This window comes from Plesiomonas sp. ISS29 (genome assembly GCF_056522795.1).
This window is the reverse complement of sequence record NZ_JAWRZQ010000001.1, coordinates 2,841,041-2,859,407: the sequence shown is the minus strand read 5'-3', so window position 1 is coordinate 2,859,407 and position 18,367 is coordinate 2,841,041. Positions and strand designations below refer to the sequence as shown.

General features: G+C 49.2%; 11 protein-coding genes and 1 tRNA gene. 4 read left to right on the top strand and 8 right to left on the bottom strand.

All coding sequences use genetic code 11. The features are described 5' to 3' along the window. Window positions 1-27: 27 nt before the first annotated feature. The 3 genes from ptrA to recD all read left to right on the top strand — a co-directional run bounded on the left by ptrA (window position 28) and on the right by recD (window position 9,042). Window positions 28-2,928 (top strand): pitrilysin, encoded by a 2,901-nt coding sequence (gene ptrA / locus AC1HDJ_RS12815; protein ID WP_479536119.1) that lies wholly within the window; start codon window positions 28-30, stop codon window positions 2,926-2,928. Window positions 2,929-3,238: 310 nt separating this feature from the next. Next, the gene (recB, locus tag AC1HDJ_RS12810) at window positions 3,239-7,072 is read left to right on the top strand and encodes an exodeoxyribonuclease V subunit beta (protein ID WP_479536118.1); all 3,834 of its coding nucleotides are present in this window, start codon (window positions 3,239-3,241) and stop codon (window positions 7,070-7,072) included. Then, window positions 7,069-9,042 carry an exodeoxyribonuclease V subunit alpha gene (recD, locus tag AC1HDJ_RS12805; RefSeq protein ID WP_479536117.1) on the top strand — a complete coding sequence of 658 codons (1,974 nt, stop codon included), beginning with the start codon at window positions 7,069-7,071 and terminating at the stop codon, window positions 9,040-9,042. Before recB ends, recD begins: the two co-directional genes overlap by 4 nt. Here the strand turns inward: recD and argA are convergent. From argA to AC1HDJ_RS12765, 8 genes are all read right to left on the bottom strand, one after another. After that, window positions 9,026-10,354: an amino-acid N-acetyltransferase gene (gene argA, locus AC1HDJ_RS12800; protein ID WP_479536116.1), complete on the bottom strand. Its 1,329-nt coding sequence runs from the start codon at window positions 10,352-10,354 to the stop codon at window positions 9,026-9,028. The two genes, recD and argA, sit on opposite strands and share 17 nt — an antisense overlap. A gap of 513 nt (window positions 10,355-10,867) precedes the next feature. Beyond that, window positions 10,868-11,206, bottom strand: coding sequence for a hypothetical protein (locus AC1HDJ_RS12795; RefSeq protein ID WP_479536115.1), 339 nt, complete (start codon window positions 11,204-11,206; stop codon window positions 10,868-10,870). Window positions 11,207-11,485: 279 nt separating this feature from the next. Beyond that, entirely contained in the window at window positions 11,486-13,198 is a 1,713-nt protein-coding gene (locus tag AC1HDJ_RS12790; RefSeq protein WP_479536114.1) for an inositol phosphate phosphatase SopB, read from the bottom strand. Between the two features lie 198 nt (window positions 13,199-13,396). Next, window positions 13,397-14,509, bottom strand: coding sequence for a M20 family metallopeptidase (locus AC1HDJ_RS12785; RefSeq protein WP_479536113.1), 1,113 nt, complete (start codon window positions 14,507-14,509; stop codon window positions 13,397-13,399). Window positions 14,510-14,537: 28 nt separating this feature from the next. Further along, window positions 14,538-14,999: a YjiG family protein gene (locus AC1HDJ_RS12780; RefSeq protein WP_438622787.1), complete on the bottom strand. Its 462-nt coding sequence runs from the start codon at window positions 14,997-14,999 to the stop codon at window positions 14,538-14,540. A 32-nt stretch (window positions 15,000-15,031) separates the two neighbouring features. Beyond that, on the bottom strand, window positions 15,032-15,772 hold the full coding sequence (locus AC1HDJ_RS12775; protein WP_479536112.1) for a nucleoside recognition domain-containing protein: 741 nt from the start codon (window positions 15,770-15,772) through the stop codon (window positions 15,032-15,034). Window positions 15,773-16,384: 612 nt separating this feature from the next. After that, a tRNA-Met gene (locus AC1HDJ_RS12770) sits at window positions 16,385-16,460 on the bottom strand. A 105-nt stretch (window positions 16,461-16,565) separates the two neighbouring features. Next, a complete protein-coding gene (locus AC1HDJ_RS12765) occupies window positions 16,566-16,799 on the bottom strand; it encodes a hypothetical protein (protein WP_479536111.1) in 234 nt (77 codons plus the stop codon). Window positions 16,800-17,251: 452 nt separating this feature from the next. Between AC1HDJ_RS12765 and mltA the strand changes: the two genes are divergently transcribed. After that, entirely contained in the window at window positions 17,252-18,361 is a 1,110-nt protein-coding gene (gene mltA, locus AC1HDJ_RS12760; RefSeq protein ID WP_479536110.1) for a murein transglycosylase A, read from the top strand. The last annotated feature ends 6 nt before the right edge of the window (window positions 18,362-18,367 follow it).

Below are 18,367 nucleotides of genomic sequence, written 5' to 3'. Positions count from 1 at the left end.
GAGACATCATTGAGGGGAGGATGCCCGATGAGGCAAAATTACCAACCGACGCGTTGGATTGTATGGGTATGGTGCACCCTGATGCTGAGTGTACCGCTGTTGTGGAGCCCATTTTCATGGTCACAGTGGCAGGTATTACCTGATCCTGTGCAAAAGAGTGAGCGCGATACCCGTGAATATCAGCCCATTACCTTGTCTAATGGAATGACCGTACTGCTGGTTTCTGATCCCAATGCCACTAAATCACTGGCAGCAGTGACCTTGCCAGTGGGATCAATGGATGATCCGGATGCCCAGCTTGGGCTGGCACACTATCTAGAGCATATGATCCTGATGGGATCGAAAAAGTATCCGGAAGCAGACGGCTTTTCACTGTTCTTAAATCAAAACGGTGGCAGCCACAATGCGAGCACCGCGCCGTACCGCACCTCTTATTATCTGGAAGTGGAAAACAGTGCTTTTGCTCAGGCTGTTGATCGTTTATCTGATGCATTAGCCGAGCCATTGCTTGATCCCAAAAATGGCGATCGTGAGCGCCATGCGGTGAATGCAGAAATGGTGATGGCGCGTTCACGCGATGGAATGCGTTTAGGTGAAGTTGACTCTGAGACCATCAACCCGAAACACCCGACTGCCCGTTTTTCCGGCGGAAATTTAGAAACGCTGTCAGATAAACCAAACAGCAAACTGCATACCGAATTGCGCCATTTTTACAATAAATACTACTCGGCCAATATTATGCAGGCGGTGCTGTACTCGACACTGCCGCTCGATAAAATGGCGGCTCTGGCCGATCAAAGTTTTGGCAAGATAGCCGATCACAAGATCAGCGCGCCACAGGTGACCGTGCCGGTAACAACCCAGAAAGAAGAGGGCGTGATCATTCACTATGTGCCCGTGCAACCGCTAAAAGCACTGCGCATTGAATTTACCATTCCCAATGACAGCGGTGCGTTTCGCAGCAAAGTCAGCACTTACATCGCTTATATGGTTGATAACCGTAATCCTGGAACATTGGCCGACTGGCTGCTGCGTCAGGGGTTAGCTGACGGTATTCAGAGCAGTGCCGACCCGATGCAGGCGCGTAATGGCGGTACATTCGGGATCTATATCTCACTGACTGATAAAGGGCTGGCGCATCGCGATGAGATCATTGCGGCGGTGTTCCGTTACCTGCGTGAACTTGAGCAAAAAGGGGTACAAAAGAGCTATTTTGATGAGATAGCCGATGTATTGAAACTTGATTTTCGTTATCAGTCTGTCACCCGTGATATGGGTTATGTGGAAGATTTGTCTGACAACATGCTGCGCGTTCCGGTGGCCAATGTACTCAATGCCGGCATGCTGGCAGACCAGTATAATCCCGAAGCCATTCGCCAACGTTTGGCGCTGATGACAGCACAAAATGCCCGAATTTGGTTTATCAGCCCGCAAGAGCCGCACAATAAAAAAGCCTATTTTGTGGATGCACCGTATCAGGTGAATAAAATCACACCGGATCAGTTTGCCATCTGGCAGCAAATGGGGGCAGCGCTAAACTTAAAACTTCCCGCATTGAATCCGTATATTCCGGATGATTTTACCCTGCAAAAAGCCGCTGATAACAGCAGCAAACCGCAGGCGGTGATTAATAAACCCACGTTACAGGCATGGTTAATGCCTAGCACGGTTTTTGCTGATGAACCAAAAGGCGTGGTGACGCTAACGCTGCGTAACCCTGATGCAGATGACACAGCCCGTAATCAAGTTCTGTTTGCCCTGACTGATTATCTGGCTTCACTCTCGCTCGATGAGCTCAGTTATCAGGCCGGTATCGGCGGAATTGGTTTTAGCTCCTCCAATGATAACGGGCTACAAGTATCGGCCAGCGGCTTTACCCAGCATCTGCCAAAGCTGATGTTGTCATTGCTGCAAGGCTATCGCGATTTCACACCAACGGCGGCCCAACTGGTGCAGGCCAAAGCGTGGTATCGTGATCGCCTCGCCTCGGTGGATAAAACCCGTGCCTATCAGCAAGCGGTGATCCCGCTGCAATCACTCTCGGCTGTGCCCTATTTTGAGCGCCCGGAGCGATTGGCGTTGCTCGATAGCATTACGCTTGATGAGATGCTGCAATACCGCACTCAACTCCTGAAGCAGTCAACACCGGCACTGCTGGCGGTGGGAAATTTCAGTCAGGCGCAGGTGCGCGATCTGGCCGAGCAAGTTAAATCCCAGTTGCAAACGGCAGGTGATAAACCATGGTATGGCGAAACTGTTGCGATTAAACGGCCGCATCATGGCTATTTTGATCGCCGAATCAGCGCTTCTGACTCAGCACTCGCGGCACTGTATGTTCCGCTCGGTTATGGTGAGCGTGAAGGGCAGGCTCGGGCAGCACTGCTCGGGCAGATTTTACAACCGCTGTTTTTCAATCAACTGCGCACCCAAGAGCAGCTTGGCTATGCGGTATTCAGTTATGCAATGCCGGTTGGTCGGCAGTGGGGTTTGAGTTTTGTACTGCAAACGCCGGATAAAACCCCCGCTTATCTGTATGCGCGCTATCAGGCATTTTATAAGCAGGCTGCCGAGCGTTTAGCCTCGATGCCAGCAACTGAGTTTACCCAGTTTAAAAATGCCCTGTTAAACGAGTTGCGACAGCCTCCGCAAACGCTGGATGAAGAAGCGGCTCGCTTTGGCGGTGATTTTTCACGCGGTAATACCGCCTTTAACGGGCGTAGTCAGTTGATCAGCGCGATTGAGACTCTGACTTCGCAAGATATTGTGACCTTTTATCAAGATGCGGTGATGCGCGGTACAGGTTTATCGCTGCTGTCAGAAGTACAGGGTGGCAAAGAAAAAGATGGCTTTGCGCAGCCTAAGCAGTGGAGCGCACAACCTTCAGTTTCTTCACTGCAAAAAGCGTTAAGTAAAGTGAGTAGTCACTAGCCGTGAGAGGCCTTGCGCGATCAATCTGTTATCTGATTGACTACGTCAGGTGTTGTTGAAAAACAGCTAATCGCTCTTGCAATACGGGGCGGTTAAAACAGCAAAGAGCCTGCATTATGCGGGCTTTTTTTTGTGCTTTTATCACAACAGAGCGATATCGCTATTTTATGCAATATCGCTCTGCAGATACCGTACTGAACTGATAAAATGACGTAGTGATATAATGCGATAAGCGATTGTATTTTTGGTAAATACTGCCTTTTCGCTCACGTCAGCAACAGCAATCTGGATACTGTAGGGATAACACCAAATGACCGTGCAAACACTCAATCCGCTGACCTTGCCTCTGTTCGGTGAGCGTCTGATCGAAGCCTCAGCAGGAACGGGGAAAACCTACACTATCGCGGCCTTGTATCTGCGCTTATTGCTGGGCTTAGGGAACGATGCTGCCTTTGCGCGCCGTTTGCAAGTTAATGAAATATTGGTGGTAACCTTTACCGATGCTGCGACAGCCGAGCTGCGCGATAGGATCCGCGCTCGTATTCGTGGCGCGCGAATATTCATTATGCAGCTGGTACAAGAGCCGCTGATTGCTGCTAGTTTACTGCAGGATGCGCGTCGCGATGACCCGTTACTGGCCGGTATCATTGATTCGCTGACCGACTGGCCGGAAGCGGCACATATTCTGCTCAGTGCCGAGCGGCAGATGGATGAGGCGGCGGTCTATACCATTCACGGATTTTGTCAGCGCATGCTGACACAAAATGCCTTTGAGTCGGGCGCGCTGTTTGAACAAACTTTCCTGACCGATGAGAGCGCGCTGATTCAGCAAGTGGTTCTCGATTTCTGGCGGCGGCACTTCTATCCATTGCCGCTTGATATGGCCAGTGTAATCAGCCAGACATGGGCTACGCCCGAAGCGCTGAAATACGAGGTTAGCCGTTATCTGAGCGGCCCGATGCCGAAAATAAAACGCCAAGAAAGCGATACCGATCTGGTGGCGCGGCATCAGAAAATTATGGCGTTAATCGCCGATCTGAAAAGTGCGTGGCTGGCGGTTGCTGCGGATATTGAGGCGCACATTGCTGATTCGGGGATTCCGAAAAACCGCTACCGCAAAGACTGGGTAGCAAAGTGGGTAGGTGAATTGACAGCATGGGCATTGCAACCGACTGAAAGCTACGCTCATCCTGATTGCCTGATCCGTTTTAAGCAAACCACACTGTCAGAATTGACCAACAAAGGTGTGGCCCCCGCACTGCCAATATTTAGTCAGATTGATACTTTTTGTGAGCACTCACTTACTCTTCGCGACTTGGTCATCAACAGTGCCGTACACGAGATGCGTCAGGCGATGCAGCAGCAAAAACTGACGCGTGCCGAGTTATCGTTTGATGATCTGTTATCGCACCTCTCGTCGGCACTAAAAAATGACTCACTGGGTTTGCTCGGTGATGCCATTCGTCAGCGCTATCCGCTGGCGATGATTGATGAGTTTCAGGATACCGATCCGCAGCAGTATCACATCTTCCATACCCTGTATGGCGGTAGGCAGGATACCGGTTTGCTGATGATTGGTGATCCCAAACAAGCCATTTATGCTTTTCGCGGGGCCGATATTTTTACCTATATTGAAGCGCGAAGAAATGTAAGCGCTCACTATACGTTAAAAACCAACTGGCGGTCATCACGCAGCATGGTTAATGCGGTAAACCGGCTTTTTTCGCATGCCGTAAACCCCTTCTTGTTTGAGCAGGATATCCCGTTTTTAAACGTTGATGCTGCGCCCGATGCTGCTGAGCGGAAATTTATACTACAGGGCGAAGTGCAACCGGCCATGCAGCTCTGTTGTCTGGCCGGTGAGAGGCTCAATAACGGTGATTATCAGCAGCAAATGGCCGAGGCCTGTGCTAGCTCGATTACCTGCTGGCTACAATTGGGTATTGAAGGCAGTGCGCAGCTCGGTAAAACCGGTAAATTACGGCCGGTGGTGGCCGGTGATATTGCTGTTTTGGTACGCACGGGGCGTGAGGCGGCGCTGATTCGCCAAGCGCTGAGCGCGCGCGGGGTGGCTTCTGTGTACCTCTCGAATCGGGAGAGTGTGTTCTCCAGCCAAGAGGCCGATGATCTGTTACGGGTACTGCAAGCCTGTTTACTGCCGGGGCAAGAGCGCCTGTTGCGTGCTGGTTTGGCAACACCGCTGCTGGGGCTGACGGCGGCTGATCTTGACTTGCTTAACCATGATGAGTGGCGTTGGGAAATGGCTGTTGCCGAATTTGAAGAGTACCGGCAAAAGTGGTTAAAACATGGCGTGTTGCCGATGCTGCGCCAGCTGATTCAACAGCGCAAATTGGCCGAGAACCTGCTGGCTGGTAGTGAGGGTGAGCGCCGACTGACAAACCTGCTGCATCTGGGCGAATTGCTGCAAGAGGCGGCCGCCGAGCAAGAGAGCGAGCATGCGTTGCTGCGCTGGTTGGCCCAGCAGATTGACAAACCACAGCGTGGCGGAGATGACCCGCAACTGCGTTTGGAAAGTGATCAAAATCTGGTGCAGATAGTCACCATCCACAAATCGAAAGGGCTGGAGTATCCGCTGGTCTGGTTGCCGTTTGCTTGCTCATTTCGAGCGGCTAAAGGTGATTTTTATCACGATGAGAGCCTGTCTGCTGTGCTGGATTTAACCGGTTCAGAAGAGGCCAAAATTTGTGCCGAACGTGAGCGGCTGGCCGAGGATGTGCGCCTGATTTATGTGGCGTTGACCCGCGCGGTGTACCAGTGTCAGATTGGTATTGCCCCCTTATCGGCCGGGCGTGGTAAAAGCGAAAACAGCAAAAATAAAGAGACAGATCTGCACCTGAGTGCCCTTGGGTATCTGCTGCAACAGGGGCAAGCCGGCGATGCGGCGCTGCTTGAAAAAGCTTGCGCAGTGCTGGCAGATCAGGATATCGCTTTAACGACTCCCGATGTAGGCACTATGCATACCTTATCACCCACTCAAGCGCCACAAAATACACTGGAGGCACGTGAGTTTCAGGGGCGGATAGAGCGTAATTGGTGGGTGACCAGCTACTCAAATCTGAGCCGTCATCAGGATGTGGCTGAGTGGCTGCCGCGCTTTGATCAAGATGCCGCAGGGGAGCAGTTGCAACCGCTAAGTAGTACAGACAATACCGACCCGGTGGATTTTACCCGTGCAGAGAGCACTGATTTAGCCAAGTATCAACGCGAACCTCATTTACAGGATACAAACCTCGATACGGTGAATATACCTGACACGTCTGCTGAATCCGCTGATGAGCTACTAGTACCAATGCCTGCTGAACCCATACTTTCAGCTTTTACTTTTCCGCGCGGAGCACGCCCTGGCACGTTTTTACACAGCCTGTTTGAAACGCTTGATTTTGCTGATCAACAAGCATGGCCACAGCAGTTGCAAGCCTTACTGGAGATGGAGGGGCTAGATCTGGCTTGGCAACCGGTGCTGCACGACTGGGTCAGTAAGGTGCTCGCGACACCGCTCAACGCACCACGGAAAACACAAGAAATTGAAAACAGTGAAGTGACAAACAGCCAATCAGATCAGGTTGCCTTGCGTTTGTCGGCGGTTGCGCCTAATGCCCGCTGTGTCGAGATGGAGTTCCACTTGCCTATTAGCACGCCGTTGCAGGCGCAAAAGCTCGATACCCTGTGTCGCCGTTATGATGCCTTATCGCGGCAGGCAGAGCATCGTCTGCGTTTTTCAGAGGTGCAGGGTATTTTGAAAGGCTATATCGATTTGGTCTTTAGCCATAACGGTAAATTTTACGTTCTTGATTATAAATCTAATTATTTGGGGGATACAGCAGAGCATTACCATCAACAGGCAATGACCCGAGCCATGATTGAGCATCGGTATGATCTGCAATATCAGCTGTACACACTGGCGTTACACCGCTATTTACGGTTACGGCTGAAAGATTATGACTATGACCGCCATATCGGTGGCGTGTATTACCTCTTTTTACGCGGCATGAATGGCCATGATCCTGAATATGGCGTATATGTGCAGCGCCCTGAAAAAGCTCTGATTATGGCATTAGATCGGCTGTTTAGCGGTGAGGAAGACTCCTCTACTGAGGAGTTAGAAAACGGAGTACAGGCATGAACCTAAGCATGAACCGTAATATTTTAGCCCGTTTGCAGCAACTGAGCCGTGAGCGAATTATTCGCCCGTTAGATTACCAATTTGCCCGTTATCTGGCGCTGCATGATACCGATCCACTGCTGGCTTTAGTTGCGGCACTGGTCAGTGCCGAAGCCGGTAATGGCCATGTTTGCCTTGATCTGCGCCAGTTAAACGAGGCTCGCTTATTTGGCCTGCGTGATAGCCGTGCACTCTGGCATAGCGCCGGAAGCATCCCTACCACCGAGTGGCCAGCAAGGTTACAGCACTGCATGGCAGTAGGGGATGGAAGCTGCGCAACGCCGCTGGTACTGAGTGGTGATTATCTCTATTTACACCGCTTATGGCAGGATGAGGGGCTGATCGTTGAGTATCTGCAACAGAGTGAAAACCGGATCACGGCAGGTGATCAGACAAAAACCGACAACATTACGGCGCAAAAAGCGATTCTAGACCGCTTGTTCGGGCAGGATGACACCGTCAACTGGCAAAAAGTGGCCGCCGCTATTGCGTGTAACTGCCGGATGTCAGTCATCTCCGGTGGTCCGGGAACAGGGAAAACCACCACAGTTACCCGCCTGTTAGCCGCATTACTGCTGCAAGAGAGCAGATTACGGCAAACAGACTCATTGCAACAAGAGCCGCAATCTTTGCGCATTAAACTGGTTGCGCCGACCGGAAAAGCCGCTGCCCGTCTGAGCGAGTCGATCAGTGCTGCCCGCGAAAAACTGCCGGTAGCCGCTGAGATCCAGCAAAAAATTCCGACTGAGGCCGGTACACTGCACCGCTTGCTTGGCGCACAACCCAACAGCAGCCGTTACCGACACCATAAAGATAACCGCTTGCATCTTGATCTCCTGGTGGTGGATGAAGCCTCGATGGTTGATCTTTCATTGATGGCGCGTTTGGTTGAGGCGTTGCCGGACCATGCGCGGCTGATATTGCTTGGCGATCGGCATCAGCTCGCTTCGGTAGAAGCGGGTGCGGTTCTGGGGGATATCTGCCGTCTGGCCGATCAAGGCTACAGCCTTGATCAAGCGCAGTGGTTAAGTGCCGTGATCGGATCGGATCTGATCCCCTATGCACAGGATCAGGGGGATGCCTTGCGCGATCAGATCTGCTTACTGCGTAAAAGCTATCGCTTTGATGATCACTCCGGTATCGGCGTGTTGGCCAGCAAAGTGAATCAAGGGGATAGCGGCGATCTGGCTGCTCTGTTCAGTGGCCAGTATCCTGATATTCAGCAATATCCGCTCGATGCGGTGCACTACAGTGAGCTGTTAAAGCGCTGTGTGCAGGGCTATCGCGCATATCTGATACAACTGCGCTCACGTGCCGAGCAGGTGCGCGCCGGCATACCCGATGATCAGCTGTTACCGGTACGCGACATACTGCACACCTTTGCTGGATTTCAGCTACTCTGTGCGTTGCGCGAAGGGCCGTTTGGCGTTGGCGGATTAAACAGCACCATTGAGCGAGAACTTGAACAGGCCAAACTGATTCAGCGTGATGACGGTAACCGCTGGTATGAGGGACGGCCTATTATGATCATGCAAAATGATAGCGTACTGGGGCTGTTTAACGGTGATATTGGCATGACTCTGGCTGATACCGATCAGCAGGGGCGTACCCGCTTTCGGGTCTGTTTTGAGATGCCCGATGGCAGCATCAAATCATTTCTGACCAGCCGCCTGCCGGCACATGAAACCGTGTTTGCCATGACAGTGCACAAATCTCAGGGGTCTGAGTTTGCTCATACCGTTTTGGTTTTGCCGGATAAACACAGCCCGCTACTGTCGCGCGAGCTGGTGTATACCGCCATTACACGCGCAAAACAGCAGCTAGTGTTGTATACCGATATGCGGGTATTACAACAGGCGATCAACACCCCGACAGTCCGGCGCAGCGGGTTTAGCGATAGGCTCATGCGAACAACTACACCACATCAGTAATCAGGATTTTTGACTGGCGTTGGTAGTTATACAGCGCCTGTTTTTTCTCCGGCAATACATCCACACTGGCAGGGCTAAAGCCCCGCTCCTGAAACCAGTGAATACTGCGGGTGGTCAGCACAAACAGTTGCTTTAAGCCCAAGCGTTTTGCCTGCACCAGCACCCGATCTAGCAGTACATCACCGCGCGAAGAGTTGCGGTATTCAGGGTGAACCGCAACACAGGCCATCTCGCCCATCTGCTCATCGGCAAAGGGGTAGAGTGCCGCGCAAGCAATGACCAGCCCATCACGCTCAACTAAAGTAAACTGACTGATCTCAATTTCAAGCTGCTCACGTGAGCGGCGCACCAAAATACCCTGCTCTTCGAGCGGCCGGATCAGCGCTAGAATACCACCGATATCATCAATGGTGGCCGATCGCACCTGTTCGGCACTCTCCATCACAATTTGTGTGCCAATCCCTTCGCGTGAGAACAGCTCTTGCAGCAGAGCGCCGTCTTCCACATAGCTGAGCAAATGGCAGCGTTTTACTCCGGCGCGGCAGGCTGTTACTGCAGCGCGCAGAAAGCGCACCGTGGCTGAATGGTAATCGCCCTGCATCTCTTGGGCATGGATCAGCGTTAACGCCTCGCTTGGGAACAGCTCGGAAATCACATCCCCTTCGGCCGTTATCGCCCCGCGCTCGGCGCAAAAGCCCAGCATTTTATCGGCATCGAGTTTAATCGCCAGCTGAGTGGCAATCTCTTCGGAGGTCAGATTAAAACTCTCACCGGTGACCGATACCGCCACCGGCCCGAGCAGCACCACACTGTTGTTGTTGAGCTGGCGGCGGATACCGTCAACGTCAATCCGGCGGATACGCCCGCTGTGGCAATAATCAATACCATCATCAACGCCGAGTGGCTGCGCAATCACAAAATTGCCGCTGACAACATTAATATGTGCGCCGGCCATTGGCGTGTTTGATAAGCTCATCGATAAACGGGCGGTAATGTCTAATTGCAGCTGCCCTGCGGCCTGTTTGACCAAATCAAGACTACGGCCATCGGTGATCCGAATTTGCTTGTGGTAGCAGCAGGGATGCTGCTGCTGGCCGTGCAGCCGATCTATCTGGTGGCGCGCACCGTAGACAATTACCAGCTTAATACCTAGGCTGTGCATTAGCCCCAGATCACTGATAATATTTTTATAGTTACTATGTTCGACGACTTCACCATCGAGCATGATCACAAACACCTTTCCACGGTGTGCATTCACATACGGGGCTGATTGGCGGAAGCCATGAACAAGCTCCATGCTGCGATCTTTCAATGTGGGTATCCTCACCTGATTAATTATGTGAATAACTATTCCTTTATTTCGCTTTTTTATTCTAGTGATGTTGCGTTTGCAACATTTTTTTTTAATTAAGGATAATTGCCCATAAAAGCGTCAATTAGCAGGATAAAAACCACGCTGTACCGGCTTTGGATCTGTTTTTTTATGTGGTTTTTTATCCCCCTGATTCCCCAAAAAGATTGCAAGAGAACTAAATAACAGCTGCATGTGGGATGAAGATACAGGCTGTTTATTTTCATGGGCAAAGTTAGGGAATATATCGGGTAAACCGAGCATAATTAAAGAGAAAAATAGCAAATCCCAAGAGAGCTGCTAGAACACAGTGAGAGAGAAATAAAAGCGAAATAAGTAGGAGACGAAGCCGCATAAATAAAAAAGCCACCGCGGTATTTTTCCGAGTGGCTTTTATTTTTACTGATACTGCTGGGTGTGGCTTAATTCAGTATCGGGCAATTATTGTGTTACAACACCGATTATGTCACCAGATTAGCGCTGCACTTCATTATTTTGTGCAAACGGGTAAATATTGCTGATCCCCGGGAATTGGTAAGATTCACTGCGGAACAGGGCGCTGTCACAGCTACCGCATACGTGCTGGCGGCGGTAAGAGTATGCACGTTCAACGCCGACATTGTGAATATTACGGCTGTGGCAGTGATTGCATTTCACTTTACTCAGGTATTCACAACTAGGATGCGTTTTCAGGTATTCCTGTTTGGTTGGCAGGATATTCCATTGGCGTGACAGACGTGCGTTTACAATAAAGTAGCTGGTAAACAGCGCCATTGTCAGAACAAACATAATACCTGAAACAATCATCATCATAGTAGTAACCTCTGCATGCCATCACCGTAGTGTTTATGTGGGGTAGAGGTTTGACTTTATCGCAATTAGTTACTTATCGAAAGATTTTGTTACCTTTATAAATAATTGATTTTTAATGGTTAAATTATTTGTTTCTATTTTTGTGATTCATATCACGTTATCGTAGATGAAAAGCGTGATTTGCATCACTATGCAAAGTAAGGCTCTAGTTTTTTTATGCCGGTAAGTGCTGTTTTCCGTGAAAACGCGGGAAAAAGAAGCCAAGAGTACATGGCTACCCTACGAAGAGACAAATTTAGACATGCCCTGAGACTTCCACCAAGCATCATCATCGCCGATTCGATGTCTATAAGATAAGTTTAACAATGATATACCTACGTCCTTAAGGATTTTATTTCCTGCTAAACCGGTATTTTGGGCCTGAACCTCAAGATTACCAGAGTTAAGGAGTACCTTCTTAAGCAACCATTTTCCGTTGTGATCGAGAGAGCTGCCCGGTTTACTGAGAGGATTTCCCTGATATAAAGAGATCGCTTCCCGCTTTATTTCCACATCCAACATACCAGTACGATCTTTACCGCTTTTACAATTCCAGCAAGGAACGCTGTTAATTTCATTAGCCAACATGGTCACGCGTTGAGCGAGTTTGTAAGGCTCTCCGTTATCACTACGATGTGATTTATTTTTCCATATCGTTTTAATTTGCTGGCTAAGCTCTTTTACCAGCCCTGCATTACTCGGATTTTTTGACAAATACTCCCCAACCCAGCCACCGGGTTCGGATCCTGGCTTTAAATCTTTGCCTAATAATTGTTGTAAGGCAGGGTGGTTATAGCTATCTGATGTTTTATTGCCAAGGCCAAATTTAAGTGACAGCTCATTGACCCCAAAATTGAAGGCCGCCGCTTCAAAGGCAATTTTAACCTTACGCAGGTTACCACTGGTATCTTTTATATCCAGCGTAAGTGGCGAGCCTAATTGATTCAATGTCTGCCAGGCGTGGATCTGATCACGAAGCATGATGTTCTCTTTGCCGAATAAACTTGTCGGTGTGAGTAGCGATGTTGATACCAACCGAAGAGGCACGACTTCTCCACTTAAAGCACGCTCAAGGAGAGCTGGTTTGCTAAAAAGCGCAGCACTAACAACCTCTTTCGCTCTGTTCACCGCCCCAAGATGTCGCTCCTGCTGGTTTTTTACCCCAATAGGTGAAAGCACACCATGACGTATACCGCTAAACAGCTCCTTTTCCTTACCATCCTGAGTTTTGACGCTTACCGTTGAGCTCCAGAGATTACTGGCATGTTCTGCATTGCTTGTATCCCAACAGTTGACCCCCTTACCGTTATAAGAGGTAGGGAAAATATCATGCTCGCCTTTTTTCATTTCTGCTGCTGGCCGCTGCTGGCTGATATACTCATTGTTGTTTTGGATGAATGTTTTTTCAATCGTCGTCCACGGGCGGTCATTGAGATAGGTGACGCGAGTTTTTTTATAAATGTCAGCCGCCGCTAGACGAGCCTCACTCATAGAGAGGTTATTGCGGCTTTTTAAATCATTGGCAAGATGACTAATAACGATATTTTGCATTTTACTTGCCATGCAAACTTCTTTGTGCGACGCCGGCATGTCGCAATTCACCGCTGTGATGTCAGGGAGTTTGATTGTGTTTTTAATCTGGTTTAAAGCAGGGCTGCTGTTGTCAAAAGCTATCTGAGCAATGTCAATAACTTGATTTTTGAAGTTAAGAATGTCACCTATAGAGTACGTCTTACCTCTATTTTGCTCAATTTTGCTTTTGACATCTACGTCAAAGCGTTTTTCTTTTCCGGTAAACAAAACTTCAGATTTTGAGGGCGATATACCTCTATCTGATCTGATGCTACTGAAATTTAAGGCGATAATATTTTTATTTTTTTTATCCGCGCTACTGTCAGGTAAAGAAAATTCTTTTCTGTTGCTAAAATTGTTAACTCTAATATAACTAGCCATTGTAACCCGCATCTTTGAAAGGGAGATGGGGAAGCCTATCGCTTATAAATGTAAAAAAATGTAAAAAAACGCTCACGCATTAAATTTTTTAGCAATCAGGTAAATGACTGTTTTTTATGGGTGAAATGGCTGTAGCAGCAAAAATAACGGGCAGCGTTATAGGCTGCCCGTCATGGTCTTTACTGTGCGCGGCGGGTATTACAGGTTGCGCAGCACGCGTTGCAGCAGACGTACACGTGGCAGGATAGAATCCAGCTCAAGGTACTCATCAGCACTGTGGAAACCGGCACCTACAGGGCCAAAGCCATCCAGAGAAGGGATGCCCAGCGCAGCGGTGAGGTTAGCATCAGAGCCGCCACCGACAGCTTTCCAGCTGATTGCAATATTTTCTTCTGCGCCGCAGCGCTCAACAAGCGCCATCAACTGCTCGGTCTCGGCTGACGGAGTCATAGCCGGTTTGTGCGCTTCGCGTTCGATAGCGATGTTTACGCCATCAATGAACGGGCTGCTTTGCAGCGTGATCAGCTCGTTGTGTACATCGGCGTATTCGGCGTTATCCCAGAAGCGGATATCAACCAGCAGTTCGGCATGATCAGGCACAATGTTTGCGCCGTTTCCGCCTTTGACGATACCAACATTGAGCGTTGTACCCGATTCAAAGTTGGTTAGATCATTCATGGCGATGATCCAGTGCGCCATTTCGCTGATGGCTGAACGGCCATTTTCCGGCTCGTTACCGGCGTGGGCCGCTTTGCCGCTGAAAGTCATTTTATAGCGAGCCATGCCTTTACGTGCTTTCACCAGCGAGCCATCAGCGCGCGCAGCTTCTGCAACCAGTACGCATTTGCCTTTTTTAGCCAGTGATGCGATCCATTCATGCGAGTGAATCGAGCCGATCTCTTCGTCAGGATTCATGATCACGCAGATAGAAAGGCGGTTTAATGTTTCCTGATCTAAATTGCGCAGAGCCCAGACGATATTGAGTAAACCTGATTTCATGTCAGAGACCCCCGGGCCATACGCGCGTTGCGCATCGGTGCTCATCGGGCGTTCGGCTGCAGTGCCGACTGGAAACACGGTATCCATATGGCCGATCAGTACCACATCAAACTGGTCAGCATCCGGTTTATTCATGGCAACTACACCTGGGCCAGCTTGTGTGCCCAGATTAACCACCTCGGTTTTCCAACCCAGATCGCGGTATTTTTGTGCCATGATATCGGCAATAACAGCCACGCCTTCGACGGTACTGGTGCCACAATCAACGTTAATCAGTGGCTTGAGTTCTGCTAAATAGGCTTCTAGTTGCATTCGTGTTGTCCTCAACTTCTATCGCGATTCAGATAATGACACGCATCAGCAGCATTGCACCGAACGCATTCAGTACGGAAATACCGATCATGACAGGGATAAGCTTGGCGCGTGTGCCGATAACGCCCAGAATACGGCCGGCATACTGCACTTGTGAGCCCATCAGATAAATGGCAGGGGCTAAAATCGCCAGATGCTCACCGGTTAGTGTACCGTCAGTAAATAGGCTTACGGCAACACCCACACCGCCACCCATTGACATCCAGCCGCCCAATAGAACAGCAGCCGCTTCACCCGGCAGGCCGAATAGGCCCATCACAGGTTCAAAAATGGTGGCCATCAGCTCTAGCGCTCCGGAAATTTTCAATACTTTGATGATGACAAAGGCCATCAAAATATTGGGAACGGTGCTAGTGGTGGCAATGTTCCAGCCTTTACGCGCACCGGCAACGAAGATATCGGTGATCATCGGTTTAGTTTGTGTGCTCATCGGTTAATCCTTCTTGTAATTAGGCCAGTGATTTATGCGTGTGATTTTTCTGACTGAGTGTCTTGCTCATTGTCACCGTTACCTTCAGTGGCTCTTAGGTACAGACGGAACAGGTTCGCACCCACAATTTTCATCACAAACATCACCGCGACACAGGTACCTATAGAGGCCGGAACGGCTAAATTGCCATCGCTGCCCGCCAGTGTGAATAGCACTGCACCGGAAGAGAAGAAGTTAACCAGCATTGCGCCGGCGGAAAATTGGAACATGGTAAAAACATCTTTTTCGCGCTCGGTGATTTGCTTGTCATCAGCCAGAGAGCGGGTCAGGGAGGCGCCAACGTCGGTGCTTTGCAGGCTACCAATCAGTGCCAGACCGGTATTGCCGGAAACACCCATCAGTGGGCGTAGCAGTGGCGAAAGCAGCTTACGTGCGGCATCGAGTGCGCCGTAGTGCTCAAGCACGTTGATAACGCCAAGTGCAAACATAACGGTCGGGATCAGGCCAAAGGCGAACAGAAAACCTTCCATTGCACCGTCGCCCCCCGCGCCGCGCAGGGTCGAGGTAGAGACTTGAACGCTATCACCCACTTGTTTTGCGCCGGAAACGAGTTTACCAAATGCGCCATTGAGGGTGGTGAAGTCAAAAACACCCTGCCATCCGCTGCTTTTCATTGCGCCGGAAAAGAAGACCAGAGCAAATATTAAGGCTACGTATGCGCCCCAGCGTACGGGTTTGTTTTGCTCAGTGGTGTGATCGGTTGGTGTTGTCATCAGCCCTCTCCAAAATATTGCGTTGCAATAACAAAATAAAAACAGATAGACAGGGGAACTCGTGTGTCACAGCTATATGAGGTTTAGCTATAAAACTACGCATTCACTGTCAGCGTGCATAAGTAATACGCACAAGATATAGAGGCAGCATAAGCAGCGTGAAAAGATAAAAATTGATTTTGATCACGTAATTAAAGGTAAGAATGTATGACTAATCGTAAATTTTAACTACGTCATGCTTTATCCACCAATATGTAGGATTTTTAGTGCTGTGAAGGTTTTATTTTATGGTTTTTTGTGTTGTTGATATGTGTTGTTAGCTAAGGTTAGATGTAAACGTAGTTTTAAAGCGAAAAGAGCAGCAAAAAGCGCAGCAAAAAATGTACTGAATAACCGTGGTTAGTAAGGGAAAGTAAAAAAAGAAATTGTGTGTGAAAGCGGAGATTATGTTCGGTGCATTATTGTTGAAGGGCGTGTTACGGGTTGGAAAACGGTAGAGGTAAAGCAGAAAGAAGGGATGCCAAATTTCAGGCATAAAAAAACCACCCTGAGGTGGCTTTCTTATTTAAATATTTAGGCATTAGATAAATATCTAAGGCATAAATAAGGATCTGGTTGCGGGGGCTGGATTTGAACCAACGACCTTCGGGTTATGAGCCCGACGAGCTACCAACTGCTCCACCCCGCGTCTGTTGAGATGAATCATACGCGAGATGTGATTTAATACAAGCTTTTTCAGTAATAAAACCAAAACCTTGATAAGGCCAGAGCGCTGCAAGCACGGAGCTGATACTTATGAAGGGGATAAATAGCGCAGTAGTTGTTCGGTTTCTGATTGGCCGAGTGCTATTTTGTGTAGCAGCTCTGCGCTGCGCTCATCACCACCAAGGCAGCGCAAAATGGCAGACTCAATATCGTGCTTTTGTAAGCCTTCACTGTCGAGATGCCGGATCCATTGGTACTCAACGGACTGCAGATTACAGAGCGTTTGCAGGCTGATTTTAAAGGGCTGGTGGTGTAATGGCATCTGAGCATCCTTACTCAAACTAATATGGGTCTGTGGCTGATTGGGCTACGGTGTTCCGTTAAACATCGTAAATTGTACGTATTTTATAAATTTAACGGTAACACAAAATAAACATTTCCGTAATATCGAATGGTTGCTTTAAACATCTTAATAGCACGATTTAGACTTAATACTGGGTGAAAACTATTCAGCTTGAATTCAACAGCATGTGCTTTTAATGCATCAAGATGCACTTTCATACCTTAAATAGCGCATGATTGGTGGGTTTACCCCGTAATTCGCCGATTTTTTGTGCTATTTTGGCCGATACAATCGTGGCCTTAAAAGGCTTGGTTTATTTACCGATTTTCTTTATTGCTCTTTATTTCAGCATTTTATTTATCAGTTAATTGTTATTTTCTGTTTTCTATCCAATATAATCGTTTTTTATTTTATTGAGCATGGAGTTTCAGGTGCTGCGTTTTCCGTTACGCGTTGTACTTAGCGCGACAATATTGGCCATAGGATTGGTGGGGTGTGCGCAAAAAACACCACAAACAGAGCAGAGTAAACCAACGCGGGGGCAGCAGTATAAAGACGGTCTGTTTACCCAACCTCTGCTACCAGTGAAACAGGTTAACAGTAGCCAGACGCCGGTGAATGCTGCTGATTTTTCACGTCAGGTAGAAAATATTAAGTTTGGCTCATCTTCGTTACACCGTAAAAATGCGCAGACTTACTCAGACCTTTACCGTTGGCTGGATGCAGGCGCTGATCCGAAAAAACTGGCACAGTTTGGGGTTCGCCCGTATCAGATGTCGGGTGGTGACAATTACGGTAATGTGATGTTTACCGGTTACTACACACCGGTGCTCAAAGCGCGCCACCGGCCAGAGGGGATTTACCGCTTCCCTTTGTATAAGTTGCCAAAAGGGAACGCCCGTTTTACCCGTGAGCAGATTTACAATGGTGCGTTGCAGGGAAAGGGGCTTGAGATGGCCTACAGTGCTTCCTTATTAGATAACTTTATGATGGAAGTGCAGGGCAGTGGTTATGTTGATTTTGAGAACGGTGAGCCGCTGGTCTATTTTGGTTATAGCGGTAAAAACGGTTACGGTTATACCAGTATTGGTAAGGTGCTGATTGAGCGGGGCGAAGTGCCGCGTGAGAAAATGTCACTGGCGGCGATCAGTGAGTGGGTTAATAGCCACAGCCCTGCACAGGCGCGTGAGCTGTTTGAGCAGAACCGTTCGTATGTCTATTTTACTTCACGTGCGGCAACACCGGTAGTTGGGGCGAGCGGTATTCCGCTGGTGGCTAAGGCTTCTGTAGCGGCCGATAAGCGTTTAATTCCGGCTGGCAGTGTGTTGCTGGCGGAGATCCCCGAGCTCAATACCAAGGGCGAATGGACAGGAAAACACCATTTGCGTTTGATGCTGGCGCTGGATGTGGGCGGCGCGGTGAAGGGGAATCATTTTGATATTTACCACGGTGTGGGCGATGAAGCGGGCAGAGAAGCCGGTTTTTATCAGCACTTTGGCCGTGTATGGGTGTTAAAATCTCCGCAAGACGGTCTGCTTTAAGTGTAG